This is a genomic window from Larkinella sp. C7 (assembly GCF_006149005.1).
GTDB lineage: Bacteria > Bacteroidota > Bacteroidia > Cytophagales > Spirosomataceae > Larkinella.
Genome location: NZ_VBSL01000001.1, coordinates 682,816 through 698,515 on the forward strand (window position 1 = coordinate 682,816; position 15,700 = coordinate 698,515).

The 15,700-nt window shown below is 53.4% G+C and carries 9 protein-coding genes; 2 read left to right on the top strand and 7 right to left on the bottom strand.

Features of this window, described 5'->3' with window-relative positions; genetic code table 11:
- Positions 1 to 268: 268 nt before the first annotated feature.
- Positions 269 to 1,921 (top strand): amidase, encoded by a 1,653-nt coding sequence (locus FH871_RS02725; RefSeq protein WP_138989784.1) that lies wholly within the window; start codon positions 269 to 271, stop codon positions 1,919 to 1,921.
- Positions 1,922 to 1,929: 8 nt separating this feature from the next.
- On the opposite strand, the gene FH871_RS02730 is transcribed toward FH871_RS02725, so the two are convergent.
- The 6 genes from FH871_RS02730 to FH871_RS02755 form a co-directional block, all read right to left on the bottom strand.
- Positions 1,930 to 3,525: an arylsulfatase gene (locus FH871_RS02730; RefSeq protein WP_138989785.1), complete on the bottom strand. Its 1,596-nt coding sequence runs from the start codon at positions 3,523 to 3,525 to the stop codon at positions 1,930 to 1,932.
- A 59-nt stretch (positions 3,526 to 3,584) separates the two neighbouring features.
- Positions 3,585 to 5,066 (bottom strand): sulfatase, encoded by a 1,482-nt coding sequence (locus tag FH871_RS02735; RefSeq protein WP_138989786.1) that lies wholly within the window; start codon positions 5,064 to 5,066, stop codon positions 3,585 to 3,587.
- Between the two features lie 200 nt (positions 5,067 to 5,266).
- A complete protein-coding gene (locus tag FH871_RS02740; RefSeq protein WP_138989787.1) occupies positions 5,267 to 6,910 on the bottom strand; it encodes a RagB/SusD family nutrient uptake outer membrane protein in 1,644 nt (547 codons plus the stop codon).
- A 16-nt stretch (positions 6,911 to 6,926) separates the two neighbouring features.
- Positions 6,927 to 10,274 carry a TonB-dependent receptor gene (locus FH871_RS02745; RefSeq protein ID WP_138989788.1) on the bottom strand — a complete coding sequence of 1,116 codons (3,348 nt, stop codon included), beginning with the start codon at positions 10,272 to 10,274 and terminating at the stop codon, positions 6,927 to 6,929.
- A 171-nt stretch (positions 10,275 to 10,445) separates the two neighbouring features.
- Positions 10,446 to 11,513 carry a FecR family protein gene (locus tag FH871_RS02750; RefSeq protein WP_138989789.1) on the bottom strand — a complete coding sequence of 356 codons (1,068 nt, stop codon included), beginning with the start codon at positions 11,511 to 11,513 and terminating at the stop codon, positions 10,446 to 10,448.
- Between the two features lie 71 nt (positions 11,514 to 11,584).
- Positions 11,585 to 12,187 (bottom strand): RNA polymerase sigma factor, encoded by a 603-nt coding sequence (locus FH871_RS02755; protein ID WP_138989790.1) that lies wholly within the window; start codon positions 12,185 to 12,187, stop codon positions 11,585 to 11,587.
- Positions 12,188 to 12,408: 221 nt separating this feature from the next.
- Between FH871_RS02755 and FH871_RS02760 the strand changes: the two genes are divergently transcribed.
- Entirely contained in the window at positions 12,409 to 14,613 is a 2,205-nt protein-coding gene (locus FH871_RS02760) for a S9 family peptidase (protein WP_138989791.1), read from the top strand.
- Positions 14,614 to 14,940: 327 nt separating this feature from the next.
- Here the strand turns inward: FH871_RS02760 and FH871_RS02765 are convergent, their stop codons facing one another.
- Positions 14,941 to 15,687 (bottom strand): LytTR family DNA-binding domain-containing protein, encoded by a 747-nt coding sequence (locus tag FH871_RS02765; protein ID WP_138989792.1) that lies wholly within the window; start codon positions 15,685 to 15,687, stop codon positions 14,941 to 14,943.
- Positions 15,688 to 15,700: the final 13 nt, after the last annotated feature.

Consider the following 15,700-nt stretch of genomic DNA (forward strand, 5'->3'; position numbering starts at 1 on the left):
TTACTAGCAAATCGGTATTTTAAGTACTCCAGGCGTGCCGATAGGTACGCAACTAAGCCATATCGCGTACCTCCGGCACGCCTGGCGTACTCAGATACCCCGTTGCTATCGACATTCGACCCCTCCGGGGTCAATGATCTTATCGTTCATGTTAAATTTAATAGCCGCATCAGCCCAGCGGTTATTTTGTTTACATCAATTAGTCCGTATTTCCTCGAAGCTATTTTGTAATTTGGCTGTACGAGATTACACTGGTGGATACATAACTATGAAAAAACGCTACTTTCTGGCCGCCTGCGCGTTCAGCTTTCTGGCGGGGGCTTTTGTTACCGACGACGATCCGGCCAAACCGCTCACGGCCGATCTAGTCGATGCCGCTTCCCGGGTGTTCGGCCTGACCTTCACGCAAACCGAGCGGGATTCGATGCTGGGAAACCTCAACAATTACCGCAGCAATTACGAAGCCCTCCGGAAAATTGACGTGAGTAACGACGTGGCTCCGGCGCTGTATTTCAATCCCTTACCCAACGGTTTTAAACTCCCGCAGGGAGCCGCATCGTTTAAAGCCAGCCCGGTTGGCAAAACCGCCTTACCCGCCAACCGCGACGATCTCGCGTACTATTCCGTCGCTCAACTGGGCGAATTGCTCAGAACCCGTCAGATCAGTTCCGAAGAACTAACCAAGTTTTTCCTCGACCGGCTGAAAACCCACAACGCCAAACTCTTCTGCGTCGTTACGTTTACCGACGAACTGGCGCTGAAACAGGCCCGACAGGCCGATGCGGAAATCAAGGCGGGAAAATACCGGGGACCGCTGCACGGCATTCCCTACGGAGCCAAAGATTTATTCGCAAAAAAAGGCTACAAAACGACCTGGGGTTCAGTCCCGTACCAGAATCAGACGCTGGATTATGACGCCACGATTATCCAGCGGTTGGAAAAAGCCGGAGCGGTTTTGTGTGCCAAGCTGACGATGGGCGAACTGGCGATGGGCGACGTCTGGTTTGGTGGAAAAACCCGGAATCCGTGGGACCCGACCACCGGCTCCAGCGGTTCTTCTGCTGGTTCAGGCTCCAGCGTTTCGGCGGGGTTGTTGCCCTTTGCGATTGGCACCGAAACACTGGGGTCCATTGTGTCCCCGTCGAATGTCAACGGCGTAACCGGCCTTCGTCCCACCTACGGGCGCGTCAGTCGCTACGGCGCGATGGCGTTAAGCTGGTCGATGGATAAAATCGGGCCGATGTGCCGCTCCGTCGAAGATTGTGCGCTGGTTTTTAATGCCATTTACGGTCCCGATGGACACGATCCGACGGTGATCGCGGCACCGTTCCGGTATGCTCCGCTGGCTTCGTTGAAAGGTCTCAAAATCGGGTATCTGAAAAAAGCTTTCGACGCCGATTATCCCACCAAAGCCAACGACCAGGCCACGCTGGAAACACTCCGGAAACTTGGTGCGGAACTGGTCGCGTTTGAATTACCGGACATTCCGGTGGGCAAAATGTCGCACATTCTGAGTGCCGAAGCGGCAGCTTCCTTTGATGAGCTGACCCGCTCGGGCAAGGATGATCAGTTGGTACGGCAGGTCAAAAATGCCTGGCCGAATTCTTTCCGTTCCGCCCGGTTTATTCCGGCGGTCGAATACATTCAGGCCAACCGCATTCGAACCAAACTCATCAACGAAATGGCGCAAACCATGAAGGGTTTCGACGTCTACATCACGCCCACCTACGGCAACGCCAACCTGACGCTGACCAACCTGACCGGCCATCCCTGCGTAGCCCTTCCCAACGGGTTCAATGCGAAGGGCTTACCCACGAGCATCACGTTCATGGGGCAGTTGTTTGAAGAAGGACGCTTGCTGGCGGTGGCCAAAGCCTATCAGGACGCCACGGTTTTTCACAAAAAACACCCGGTTCTTTGAACCCCTATCTACTCACCTTTGGCCTTGGTGAGTTCCGCGAACGGTATCACCCCGGCCCGTTGCGCCCAGGTGTCGTAGAGCGCGGCCATGGCTTTGACCCGCTGCGGTTCTTTCGCGCTCAAGTCCTGTAGCTCGGTCCGGTCGGTTTTCAGGTTGTAGAGTTCCCATCGATTGGACGGAAATTCCGACACCAGTTTCCAGTCGCCCTGCCGAACGGCCCGGTTGCCTTCGTGTTCGAAATAGAGCGCGTCGTGGCCTTTCCAGGTGGTTCCCCGAAATACCGGCACCAGACTCACGCCCTCCGCCGGGGTGATGGCGTTGCCTTTGTGCGTTTTCGGATACGTAGCTCCCGCCAGATCCAGGCAGGTCGTCATAACGTCGATGATGTGCGCAGGACGCTGGTCGATCTTGCCCGGTTTCACAATCGAGGGACCGTAGGCCACAAAGGGCGTGGCCGTTCCGCCTTCATACTCCCAATGTTTGTAGTGCCGAAAAGGCGTATTGCTCAGGTTCGCACCGCGTTTCCCGTAGGCCGTAAAGGACGTCGGGTCGCTCGACGGTTTTTTGCTGCTTTCATAAATCAATGGCAGAAAATTGCCGGTTCCGATGTTTTCGTGACTGGCGCCATTGTCCGACAAAAACAGAATCACCGTGTTCTGATCCTGCCCCATTTCTTTCAGTTTCTGCCGGATTCGGCCAATGTTCTGATCCATGCGGTCGATCATGGCCGCGTAAACCGCCATCTTGTCTTCCCAGTCTTTCTTTTCCGGTTCACTCAATGAATCCCAGGCCGGAATGGATGCATCACGGGGTGAGAGCGAACTATTCTTGGCCAGAATTCCCATTGCCTTCATGCGCTGAAACCGTTCTCCCCGCAGTTTGTCCCACCCTTTTTGGTAAGCACCCCGGTATTTCGCAATGTCCTCGGGCAGGGCGTGCAAGGGCCAGTGGGGAGCCGTAAAGGCCATGTACAGAAAGAACGGCTGGTCTTTGGGCGTCTGACCGATGAACTCAATGGCATGATCGGCGAAGGCATTAGTCGCGTAATAGCCTTTTTCCGGCGTGTATTCCTGATCGTCCAGCGCGATGGTGAGCTTCTGGTTGGGGCGGTAGGGGTCCTTGCCAAAATAACTACTCGCCCCATCTATCAAGCCAAAATATCGGTCGAAACCGCGTTTGACGGGCCAGCCTTCCGGTTTGGTACCAACGTGCCATTTCCCGGCCATGTAGGTTTTATAGCCTGCCGGTTTTAACGCTTCCGCAATCGTGACACAATGCTGGTTGAGATAGCCCTGGTAGGCAGGTTGCTGTCGGGTATTGACCATATCGCCCACACCAGCCTGGTGCTGGAACAGGCCCGTCAGCAGCGACGCCCGGGTTGGGCAGCAGCGCGACGCGTTGTAGAACTGCGGCATCCGAAGGCCGTTTTTCGCCATCTCGTTCAGATTGGGTGTCTGGATTTCAGACCCGTAGCAGCCAATGTCGGAATAGCCCATGTCGTCGGCCAGAATCAGGATAATGTTCGGTTTTTTCTCCGGCGGTTGCAGAGCAGGACAAAAAGCGAACGTCAAAGCCAGAAAAGCCACTAAGAGTTTGAGTACCATTTTTTAGGTTGTTAACATTTGTTTTCAAAGATTTTTACCGGTTTAAAGCCTGGTGGGCTTCATTTAAACACACCCGTATTGCCTTTTTCCCAAACCGGCATAATCTGTTTGATAATGTTTGGGTTCGCGTCGGCCACGTTGCGGTTTTCGTTCGGATCGTTGTTGTGATCATACAATTCCACGGTGGGCTCCTGCGCCCGGAAATACCGCGTAAGACGATAGCGATCCGTCCGAACGGTGATGCCCCGCTTGAAATAACTGTAGGCGACGTGCTCACCCCAGTCCGCCGATTTGCCTTTTTTCAGGAGACTGCTGAAGCTTTTTCCGTCGAGCGTGGCCGGTGCTTTTATCCCGCATAACGCCATCAGGGTGGGGTATATATCAATCGAACTCAGGATTTCGTTCCGAACCGTGCCGGTTTTCATGCCGGGCGTTTTGACGATCAGCACACTGCGAACGGCTTGCTCGAAAATGGTATGTTTTCCCCACACCCGGTAATCGCCCAGGTGCCAGCCGTGATCGCTCCAGACCACCACAATCGTATTTTTATCCATTCCCAACTGCTTCAGGGCTTCCAGCACCTTGCCCACCTGCGCATCCGTGTAACTCACGCTGGCGTAATAGGCATGACGCAATTTGCGGGCGTAGGCATCCGAAACCGGTTTTTCGAGCGAGGCCTGTTCGTCGCCCAGCGCATACTGATTGAACTCGGCACTCTCGTGCAAACTGGCCGGACTGACGTGCTCGGGAACCGTAGGCGACGGCGTCAGCGCAATGTTCGCTTCGTCATACAGATCCCAGTATTTTTGGGGCGCGTTGAACGGCAGATGCGGTTTAAAAAAACCGATGCCCAGAAAAAACGGTTGCTTTCTGCCCGCCAATTCCTTCAGTTTCGCCACCGCCAGATTAGCCGTCAATCCGTCGGGATAGTCTTCGTCAGCTACGTTAGCGGCTTCATACGGTTTGACTTTCGATTGCCGGCCCTGCCGGTTTGAACCGTCGGCGTAGCCAAAAAACGCATTCCAGCCCGTTTTCCATTTTCCTGGATCGAACAGCATTTCGTCCCAGCTATGCGGCAACTCCAACTGACTGCTTTTCGGGTCGTTGTAGCCATAGACATAGCCATCAGGCGAGTGACTGATCTTGCCCATGCCGATGGTGTAGTAGCCATTCCGGCGCAACTGGTCGATGAACGTCTCAGGCTCCTCCGTCCTGGGTTTGCCGGACACCTGTTTTTCAATCGCTTCATTCGTAATATCCACCGGATTACGCGGCAGCCGCCCGGTGAGCAAACTGTAGCGTGACGCCCCGCAAGTTGGCTGGGTGACGTACTGCCGCGTAAATAGCGCCGATTGCTGCGCCAGCCGATCCAGATTCGGGGAATGAACCACCGAATTGCCGTAGCATTTGAGATCAGGACGCAGGTCGTCGATGCAGATAAAAAGCACATTCGGACGCTGTGGCTGGCGTTCTCCGTTTCGGGTAAAAGCCAGCACGACCAACGCACCGAAGGCAAACGAGCAAAACAAAATCCATTTCATCCTGTATACGAATTACACCCGTTTTTTACAGCCCACGGTTTTAACCGTGGGGCATGAAGGCAAAACAATCGAATGCATTGGAACCGTTTTAACGGTTTATTCAGGCCCCAAAGCCGTTCAAACGGTTCCCACTAAATTAGGGGTCGATTTTTTGGACCCACGGTTAAAACCGTGGGCTGCCCAAGGTCATTTTTCTTTCTTTAATAACCCGGATTCTGGGTAAACTCCCCCGGGTTCGTCACCCGGTCGATCTGGGTTTGCGGAATGGGCCGAACCAGGTGCATTTCCTTGATATTGGGGGCCGCATCGAGGTTGTATTTTTTGACCCGCGCCAGAAGCTGGCCGGTGCGTTTCAGATCATACCAGCGGTGCATTTCACCCGCCAGCTCGCGTCCCCGTTCGTCCAGCACAAAATCCAGGCTGAGGTCACTCGTGGTGATCTGCATCTCTTTTTCTTTGCCAGCCAGCGCAGCCCGGGTTCTCACCACGTTGAAATAAGCAGCCGCTTCGGTCAGTTTGTTCTGACGCCAGGCCGCTTCTCCGGCAATCAGGTACATTTCGGCGAGTCGAATCACGATAAAATCCCGACGGCCGTCGGTGGCGTTGATGCTCGTCCGCAGCGGATCGATGTATTTTTTGATCACCGGAAACCGCCGGCGCTGCCCTCCGCCAATCTCGTTGTTGGTGATCGTCGACGCGCCCACCCACGTATCCTTGAAGTCGATGTACCAGTAAGGAGCCGTAGTCTGGGCGGCATCCGGCACCGAATACGGGACGATTTTAATGGCCGTATCGCCCGGCATCACGGTTTTTCCGTTAATTGTACCCCGGTTGTTGGCAAACCAGACGGTTTTGAACGAGCCTTCCCAACGGCTGTCTTTCGACGGATCAAACAGCTTGATCAGGTAATTGGTCGGCATAAATCGCTGGTACGCCCGGCCGTTGGGCAAATCCCGGATGATGGTCGGATTCTGGGTATAATCGAATAAAAAGAACAAATGGCTTTCATTACCAGCCCCGTTCGTCAAGGGATCGGCGGTGTATTGCACCGACCAAACGACCTCCGCATTGGCATCATTATTAATATCCCAGAGGCTTGCATACGGCTTAATCATCTGAAAGTCATACGCTTTCGTCACCTGACTCGCCAGCCGCTCGGCCTCGGCCCAATTCCCCAGCGTCAGTTGAACACGGGCCAGAAGCGCTTCCGAAGCCGGTTTGGTTATCCGTCCGTACGCAGCGGCTTTGGCGGGCAGGTGTTCAATCGCGTATTGCAGATCCGGTACGATGCCCTGCTCATAAATCGTCTTTGCGGGCGTTTTTTTCGCCGTGGTCTGCACACCAATGGTTTCTTCCAGTGAAAAATGGACATCGCCGAACTGCTGAACCAAATGGAAATAATACAAGGCCCGTAGAAAACGGGCCTCCCCGATGATGCGCGTCCGGTTGGCTTCCGTCACCCCCGCCACGCCCGGAGCGCGGTTGATGACGGCGTTGGCCTGATTGATCCCGACGTAAAAATTATCCCAAACCGCCCTAACAAACGCATTGGACCCCAGGAAGTTGGCGGAATAATTATTGATATCGGGATAATTGGTCACCCCACCAAAACCGTTGGTGAACATATCGGTGCCGGTGACGGTCAGAAAGAAGGCTTCTTCACGGCCGTAAAACCGACGCAGGGGCGTATAAACCGCTTTCAAGCCGTCTTCCAGCCCGCCGGGTGTTGCATAATAGCTATCGGCGGTGGCGAGCCCAACGGGCGTTTCTTCCAGAACGCTCTGGCAGGAAAAGAGACCGACCAACAGAAGGGTCAGGCTGAGGATAGAGTTGACGTTTTTCATATCTCGAACGGGTCGCTTAGAATTTAAGATTCATGCCGAATACATAAGTAGCCGAGGTCATCGGTGTGCTGCCGCCCACAATACCGGTCGCCGTCTCGGGATCGACCAGTTTATAGGGCGAAAAGATGAAGGCGTTGTCGGCAGTGGCATACAGCCGCAGGCTCGAAATGTGCGCTTTGGCCAGCAGGCTTTTCGGCAGCGAATACCCCAGCGTGATGTTGCGGATTTTGACAAACGAGCCATCGAAAAAGCGGACCGCATCGGCATACAAGGGAGCTGATGCCGCATACGGCATCGGAATTTTGTTGGTCGGATTGTCGGGCGTCCAGTAATCGAAGTTTAGGCTGTTGTATCGCCCCTGCCACTGATTACCGCCCAGATTGTGAAAATCACTCCGCAGCATTTGTCCCTGACGGGCATAGACGAGGAACGAAAAGTCGATCCCCTTGAAACTAAACCGGTTGGTAATCCCGCCACTCCATTTCGGCACGATGGATCCCAATATCGTCCGGTCGTCGGCATTGATGACGCCATCGGGCTGGTTGGTCAAATTTCCGGCGGCATCCCGGCCATTAACGTCGGCAATCTTGATGTCACCGGGGCGTTGTTTGGCTTCGGCGGCTGCCTGGGCGGCTTCACTGGTTTGCCAGATGCCGAGTTGCTTGAAATTGTAGAAAACCGAAATGGGCTGTCCGATAAACCACTGGTTTCCCACATCATCCCGACCGTTGAACAGGTCGACAATCTGCTCCTTGTTCGAGAACAGGTTCAGGCTGGCATCCCACTTGAAACCGGAAGGACTATTGACGACGTTCCCATTCAACGTCAACTCCCAGCCCCGGTTGCGGGTGGCACCGATGTTTTGCAAAACCGACGCATAACCGGACGAAATCGGAATGAGCCGACTGAGCAATAAATCACTGGTTTTGGTATCATAGCGTTCCAGCGAACCCGAAATCCGATCGCTCAGGAAACTGAAATCAACCCCCACATTGAGCGTCCTGGATATTTCCCATTTCAGATCGGGATTCGGAATGATGCTCAGGCCGTAGCCATAGCCCGGTTCCGAGCCAAAGGCATAAATCGAGCGACTCAGTCCACCAAGTGTCTGATAAGGCGCAATGGAAGTGTTGCCCACTTCGCCATAGCCCACGCGCAGTTTCAGGAAAGACAATACCGTATTGCCTGTCAGAAAGGCTTCATCCGAAATCACCCAGCCCGCCGATACCGACGGAAAAAAGGCCCAGTTGTTGCCCTTCGACAAACGCGACGAACCGTCGGCGCGTCCGGTGAGGGTGAGCAGATACCGGTCCTTAAAACCGTAGTTGATCCGGCCCATATACGATAATAACCCCCACTGGGTCAGCGAACTGGTAATGCCGGTGACGGTACCCGAACTTCCTAAATCGTAGAACGAGGAGGTTTCAATCGGAATATTCTGACCGCTGGCACTCGAGGATTCAAAGCGGTTTTTCTGCGTACTGAACAGCCCCACCACATTGAGCGAATGCGGCCCGAATTTTTTGTTGTAACTCAGAAGGTTCTCCAGTGTGTAGGCAAAGTTTTGCTGGTTTTCAACCGTCGCCCGGCTGGTGCCGCCCGCCAGCGTTCCGGAATAATTGCCCCGGCGGTAGGTGCTGAAATCCGGGCCGTAGTTCAGGCGGTAGGTAAGTCCTTCCGCGAGTTGGTATTCCCCGAAAAGCGTGGCAAAAACCCGGTATTTCTTCGTTTCATCAACGTACTGATTCGGCTGAAATTCGAGCAGCGGACTGGTCGTATTGCCTTCGCGGGGGTTTGGATAAGCCACAAAAGCACCGTCCGCGTTGTAAGGCTCAATCAAAGGCGAGAAAAGCAGGGCATTGTTGTACGGCGCGTTCGACATCACGTTTTGGAGGTCGGTCGATACCGTCGCGCTCACGCCGATCTTCAGCCGTTCGGTCAATTTGGTGTCGATGTTGGCCCGGAATGAATACCGGCGGTAATCGCTTTTTTGCAGCACGCCTTTTTCGTCGAAAAACGAGCCGGACAGGTAATACGTCGTGTTTTCGGACCCGCCACTGGCCGAAAGCTGGTGGCTTTGCTGAACGCCGTCGCGCAGAATGAGGTCCAGCCAATCGGTCGAAATGCCTTTGCTCAGGTTGTCGATTTCCAAACTGCTCATCAAAGCCGCGTCCTGACTGGCATTGTCGGGAGCGAGTCCCCGCGAAATCCGGGCATACCGGGCAAACTCATTCCCGTTCATCAGGTTCAGGTCTTTTTTCGCCTTTTTAATCCCGTAATACCCATCGTAGCTCAGCACGGCTTTCCCCTGTTTTCCGCGTTTGGTCGTGATCAGAATGACGCCGTTAGCCCCCCGCGACCCATAAATGGCCACGGCGCTGGCATCTTTCAGCACCTCCATCGACTCGATGTCGTTCGGATTGAAGTCGTTGATATTCACATCCGTCGGAATCCCGTCGATGACATACAGCGGGTTGTTGCTGGCGTTGATCGAACGGTTTCCACGGATCCGAATGGTGGGGTTGGAACCGGGTGCGCCGTTGGCCCGGACGATGTCGACTCCCGCCAACCGGCCCTGTGCGTTCGACAGAAAATTAGCCGCCGGGGTTTCGGAAATGTCTTTGCTGGAAATGGAAGAAATCGCACCCGTCAGATCCCGTTTTTTCTGCGTGCCGTAGCCCACCACCACAATCTCGCTCAAGGTTTTTTCGTCCGTTTTCAGAACGATGTTCAGCGTGGTTTTGGAACCAACGGGAATTTCCTGCGTCAGGTAACCGACAAAGCTGAACACCAGCGTCACCGATTTGTCCGGCACACTGATGCGAAACTGACCATTTCCGTCCGTTGTCGTGCCGCGCTGGGTGCCTTTCATCACAATGGAAACGCCGGGCAAGCCTCCGCCTTTTTCGTCCGAAACCGTTCCCGAAATCACTTCTTCAACCGGCTGCGTCAGTAGGGAGGCTTCCGGCGACGAATTGGGTTTAACCGCCGGGGCCACACCGGGCAGGCGGTTCAGTATGATCTGCTTACCGGACACCTCATAGCCCAGGTTCAACGGTTTCAGCATGTCTTCCAAAACCGTTCCCAGCTTTTCACGCTGCACATTCAGCGAGATTTTCCGGTCGGCCTGAATCAGGCTTGTGCTGTAGAGAAACTTCACTTTGGTCTGCTCTTCGATCAGTGCCAGAACCGTTTTCACGTCCTGATTCTGCATCTGAATCGTCACTTTGGTGTTCAGGATCGCCTGCGCCCGGATACCGGTTGCCAGAGCAATGCTGGTTACCAGTCCCGAAAGGAGCAGTTGCAGAAAACTCAGCTTCAGGGCCATTCGCCAGGAAATCAGGGTAGGGAGATTTTTTTTCATGTATTCAGTTTATTAGGTGTATTAGGGTAAGGGTCATTTGATTCCTCTGCCGCTTTCGACGGGCGAAAGTATTTCATTTTTTAGTAATCAGAACGAATTTAGTAAATTAAATCACTAGACTAAATATACAATTCATAAGTAACCCCGGTTTCAAGCGCCAAACCGCTTCCTTCATTGGCACCCTTTTGCCGAAATAACAATCTGTGCATCAACAACTTCGTAATGCCCTTCAATGCCTTTGCAAAGGAGTGTCAGTTTCTCAAAAAGGGGTTCTTCGGCTAAAGAGGCCGTTAAGAGACAATTGCCCAGCAGTTCTTCATCATACACGATGTCGATCCCGTAGGCCTGCTCCAGTTCCGAAAAGATCCGGGAAACGGGCGCATCCTTGAACTCAAAACTGTGTGGGTGTACGGGTGCTGGCTCAGCCACCAGCGATTTCTTCATCCGAACCTCATCGCGGGAGAAAGCCAGCTGCTGGTTGGGTGTCAGCACCACGCCTTCCAGCTCCCGGTTAGCCTGCATCGCATTGGCGCGGCTATCGGTCCGGGCAAAAACCGAGACTTTGCCGGTTTTCACCTGCACCACCACCTGCTTACCCGCTTCGGCGGCTTTGATCCAGAAACTGGTGCCCAGCACTTTGGTGACCAGTTCGTCGGCGTATACAAAAAACGGTTTTGCCGGATTTTTGGTCACCTGAAAGAAGGCTTCGCCGGTCAGATACACTTCCCGTTTCGCCTGACGACCGAAATCCCGGGCAAAACTGATCCGGCTATTCGGCTGCAACAAAACCGTACTCTGGTCAGGCAGACGAACCGTCATCGGTTGCTCGGATTGATTGGCTTTTTCCAGCAAAGCTGCAGACGACTGATCGATTAGCTGCTCATACTGTGTCGGAAGGCGGTTTTTCTGGTAGACCCAAAGTCCCAGACAAAGCAAAATGGAAGCAGCCGCCAGCCAGCGCCACGGGACCGGGAGTTGGCGCACGGGGGCGGGTTGCATGCGTTCCCGGACGTTCGTAAACATCCGTTCGACCTGGTTCTCGTCCGGATAATCCTGGATGACGGCTTCATCGATTGACTGCAAAACCATCCGGGCATGGTCGACAACCGGCTGTTTTTCAGGATGCCGGTCCAGAAACTGCCGCCAGAAAGCCTCGGTTTCCGGGGTCGGTGCAAACACCCATTGTCTGAAGGACTCCTCCTTTAAAAAGTCCTCCAAATCGAAATCCGCGTACTCCATCCTATCACTTTTTGGCTACGAAATTAGATTATGCCTTTAAGAAGAAAGAGAAAAGGGAGCCGCGGTTTAACTCACTTGCGGAGAAAAAAAAGTATAAACAGCAGAATGGTGCCAGAGAGAAAGGCAAACTGGCGGAGTTTATGAAGCCCGCGTTGCAGCAAATTCCGGACGGATTGTTCGTTGATGGCCAGAATGTCCGCGATCTGGGCGTAGCTGAAATCCTGGTAATAATAGAGCATCAGGACTTCGTATTGGCGAAGCGGCAATTTCTTCATTTTAGCCTGCAAATCAGCGGTTTGCGTTTGCAGCATTTCGGCATTGATCACTTCCGTTTCCTGCGCCGGGCTGGTGGGGAGCCGCCACTCGTCGGTCATTTCCCAGCTTTCGGAGGCAAGCTGATCGGGTCGGATTGACTTATGTATTTTCCGGCGCAGGGATCGAAACAAATAAAACCGGGCCGATTCCACGTCACTCAGGCGGCTACGGCTTTGCCACAGATCCACAAACAGATCCTGAACCGCATCTTCAACCGCCTGTTCGTCGCGGGACAGCTTTTTACCGTAACTGAACAACACCCGGACATACCGCTGGTAGAGCACCCCAAAGGCGGTTTCGTCGCCCTGTTTGAAGGCCTGCCACAAGGTCTTATCGTCCGTAGTTTCCGAAAAAGACATCAACGTGTTGAAGTAAAAGTTGCCCTGACTCAACGGTTTTGATCCAGAAATCAGTCGGCTCGCTTTCCCGTCCTGCCTGACCAGATCGCCAACCAGCAATCCAAAGGTACAATTACTTCTTAAAATGTGTCTATCATCCGCAAGAAATCGGTCGGTGCCAACTTACGCCAACGAATCTATTTTTTCACTACTTTTGAACACACTTCACACTGACTGGCCTTATGTTCCGTACCTTATTTCCGTTTCAATTTCTTTTCGTTCTTTTCATTCAGTTCCCCGCTTTTTCCCAACAAAAGCAACGGTTTCAAAATCTGCAACAGGCCCTGGCCGCTTCCGGCCAACTCGCTGGCTCACAAGGCCCTTCGAGTGTCAACTGGATCGATGGCGGCACCCGTTTTTCGTTTATCGACAAAGATGTGATCAAATCATTTTCGCCCAAAGACCAGCGCGAAGAGGTGGTTTTTGACGGCAGTGCACTCAAGTTTCCCGAAACCGGCCAGCCCTTTACCTATGAATCGTTCCAGTGGTCGAAAGACTCCAAAAATCTGTTGTTTCAAACCAACTTCCGGCCCGTCTGGCGTCGTTCGGGCATTTCGGATTATTACGTGTACGGCGTTGCCGACAAAAGTCTGAAGCGGGTTGCGAAAGACGCCCAAACCGCTGAACTCTCGCCCGACGGTTTGAAGATTGGCTATGAGCGGGACGGCAACCTGTTCGTGTTCGACTTTGCCACCCAGAAAGAAATGCAGCTCACCAACGATGCCGCGCCGTCGCTCTACAACGGTCGGTTTGGCTGGGCTTATGAAGAGGAGTTCGGTCTGGCGCAGGCCTGGGAATGGTCGCCCGACAGCAAGTTCATTGCCTATTGGCAGATTGACGAGCGCGAAGTGCCGATCTACGCCATGACCGATTACAAGGGCTTTGACGAAAACTTCACGAAACTTCCCTACCCGCGCGTGGGTGACAAAAATCCGACCGCCCGAATCGGCGTCGTTGAACTGTCCAATACAAAACAGCAGTGGATGAAGGTAGATTTGGGCGACGGCTACATTCCCCGCATTTACTGGACGTCGCAGGAAGCACAACTGGCGGTCGTGCACCTGAACCGCAAGCAAAACCACCTGAAACTGTTTTTGACCAACGCCCGCACCGGCGACGCGAAGCAGATTATGGAAGAAACGTCGAAAACCTGGCTCGACGTGTTCGATTTCTTCGCCGGCATCATGCACTATTTCTATTTCCCCGCCAATTCGCAGGAGTTTTTCTGGGTTTCGGAACGGGACGGCTGGGCGCACCTGTATCGCTACGACTACACCGGAAAACTGCTGAATCAGGTTACGAAGGGAAGTTGGGAGGTGGTTTTTGTGCACAACATCGACGCCAAAAACAAAAAGATTTACTACACCTCGACCGAGCAGTCCCCACTGGACCGGCAACTGTATGCCGTTGATTTTGACGGGAAAAACAAACGCCGACTGACCCCAGCTGCGGGCCGGCACAAGATCGATTTTGCACCCAACAGCCAGTATTACATCGACCGGTATTCGAACACCACCACGCCCACCCGCGTGGAACTGTGGGACACCAAAGGCAAGCTCATCAAACCGCTGGAAACCAACGCCAGCGTGACGAAATTCATCAGCAACTACGCCTATGCGACGAAAGAACTGACCCACTTCACGACTTCCGATGGCCAGAAGATCGACATCTCGATCCTGAAACCGCTTGATTTCGACGCTACCAAAAAGTATCCGGTGGTGGTGGATATTTACGGTGGGCCGGGTGCGCAGTCGGTTTACAACGAGTTCAATACGTCCGGCTGGCACCAGTTTCTGGCGCAACAGGGTTACGTCATTGTGAGCGTGAACAACCGGGGCAGTGGCGGCTACGGTTCTGATTTTGAGAAAGTAGTCTACGAAAAACTCGGCCAGTACGAAAGCCGGGATTTTGTTGAAACCGCCAAATACCTGAGTACGCTGCCGTGGATCGATGGAAGGCGCATGGCCATCCGGGGACACAGCTATGGCGGGTACATGAGTAGCTACACGATGCTGGCTCACCCTGGTATTTTCAAAGTTGCGCTCGTGGGGGCTCCCGTCACCGACTGGCGGCTATACGACAGCATTTACACCGAACGCTACATGGGGTTGCTGCCCGAAAACGACGCGCAATACCAGAAAAGTGCAGTTTCGCCGAACGCCAAAAACCTTCAGGGCAAAATGTTTATCGCCCATTCGACGATGGATGAAAACGTTCACGTCCGGAACACCATGCAGTTGATGAATGCGCTGGAAGACGCCGGGAAAGACGCCGACCTGCGCATTTATCCACCGGGTGCGCACGGCGTGGCCTACAACAGCACCAGTTCACTGCTGCTGTATCAGCAGTATACGGCGTATCTGGAGAAGTATTTGAAAATACCGTAATCTCTTAATAACTAAGCCATTACTTCACCAAAGCAAAATTCATCTTCTTAATGGCTGCCAGATCTAGATTACACCAGTTGCTGACCTATGCCATAGCATCCGTCTGGCTTGTAAACGGCTTATTTTGTAAGGTACTCAACTGGGTGCCAAGGCACCAATTCATTGTGGCAAGGATTTTGGGTAAGAATATGCTCTTGTACTAACAAAATGTATCGGCTTTTCTGAAATCTTGCTGGCCGTTTGGATAGCGAGTTTTAGAAGCGTCTGCATACCTTTTTCGTTTGATGCAAAATACGGTTTTTCCGGCAAAGATGCTTCAGGACTCCCCTACACTTCCATTTTCAACGCCCGACCAACGTCCTTCTGGTGCAGCCGCCCAATCGGGAGTTCCTGCCCGGCGACCTCGATGTGGCTGGGCGACCAGGCCGAAATCTTGTCGATGGCCACAATGAACGACCGGTGAATCCGCAGAAAATCCCGGCCCGGCAGCATGGCTTCCACCGAGCTGATGGCCTGTTTCACCACCAGCGGTCTGGCGTTGGTCGTGATGATTTTGATGTAATCTTTCAGGCTTTCGACGTAGAGAATGTCTTTGGTATAGACCTTCACCATTTTGCGGTCGGCCCGAAAATAGAGAAACGCGTCGCGCTCCGACGGCACCAGTTCCTTTTCAACGGGCGGCTGATCTGGCTCCGAAATACCGTTCGCCATATGCTGGGGTTCAAGCCGCATGACTTTGGAAACCGCCCGCAAAAACCGCTCGAACGGAATGGGTTTGAGCAGGTAATCAACCACATCCAGATCAAAACCGTCCAGTGCGTATTCGCGATACGCCGTGGTGAAAATCACTTTGGGGGGATTCCGCAAACTCCGCAGGAAATCGGTGCCGGAGAGTTTGGGCATTTTAATGTCTAAAAACAGCAGATCGACCGGCATCGACTGGAGCATACTGAATGCCTGAATGGCATTATGGCATTTGCCGACGATCTCTAGTCCATCGACCAGTTCGATGTACGATTCGATAATCTCCACAGCGTGTGGTTCGTCATCAATCAGCAGACAACGTACGTTCATAGGGATGTGTATT

Bases quoted from the DNA above. Each gene is read 5' to 3' on its own strand.
- FH871_RS02765 (WP_138989792.1), bottom strand. From the start codon at position 15,687: ATGAACGTACGTTGTCTGCTGATTGATGACGAACCACACGCTGTGGAG.
- FH871_RS02755 (WP_138989790.1), bottom strand. From the start codon at position 12,187: ATGTCTTTTTCGGAAACTACGGACGATAAGACCTTGTGGCAGGCCTTC.
- FH871_RS02735 (WP_138989786.1), bottom strand. From the start codon at position 5,066: ATGAAATGGATTTTGTTTTGCTCGTTTGCCTTCGGTGCGTTGGTCGTG.
- FH871_RS02745 (WP_138989788.1), bottom strand. From the start codon at position 10,274: ATGAAAAAAAATCTCCCTACCCTGATTTCCTGGCGAATGGCCCTGAAG.
- FH871_RS02760 (WP_138989791.1), top strand. From the start codon at position 12,409: ATGTTCCGTACCTTATTTCCGTTTCAATTTCTTTTCGTTCTTTTCATT.
- FH871_RS02730 (WP_138989785.1), bottom strand. From the start codon at position 3,525: ATGGTACTCAAACTCTTAGTGGCTTTTCTGGCTTTGACGTTCGCTTTT.
- FH871_RS02740 (WP_138989787.1), bottom strand. From the start codon at position 6,910: ATGAAAAACGTCAACTCTATCCTCAGCCTGACCCTTCTGTTGGTCGGT.
- FH871_RS02725 (WP_138989784.1), top strand. From the start codon at position 269: ATGAAAAAACGCTACTTTCTGGCCGCCTGCGCGTTCAGCTTTCTGGCG.
- FH871_RS02750 (WP_138989789.1), bottom strand. From the start codon at position 11,513: ATGGAGTACGCGGATTTCGATTTGGAGGACTTTTTAAAGGAGGAGTCC.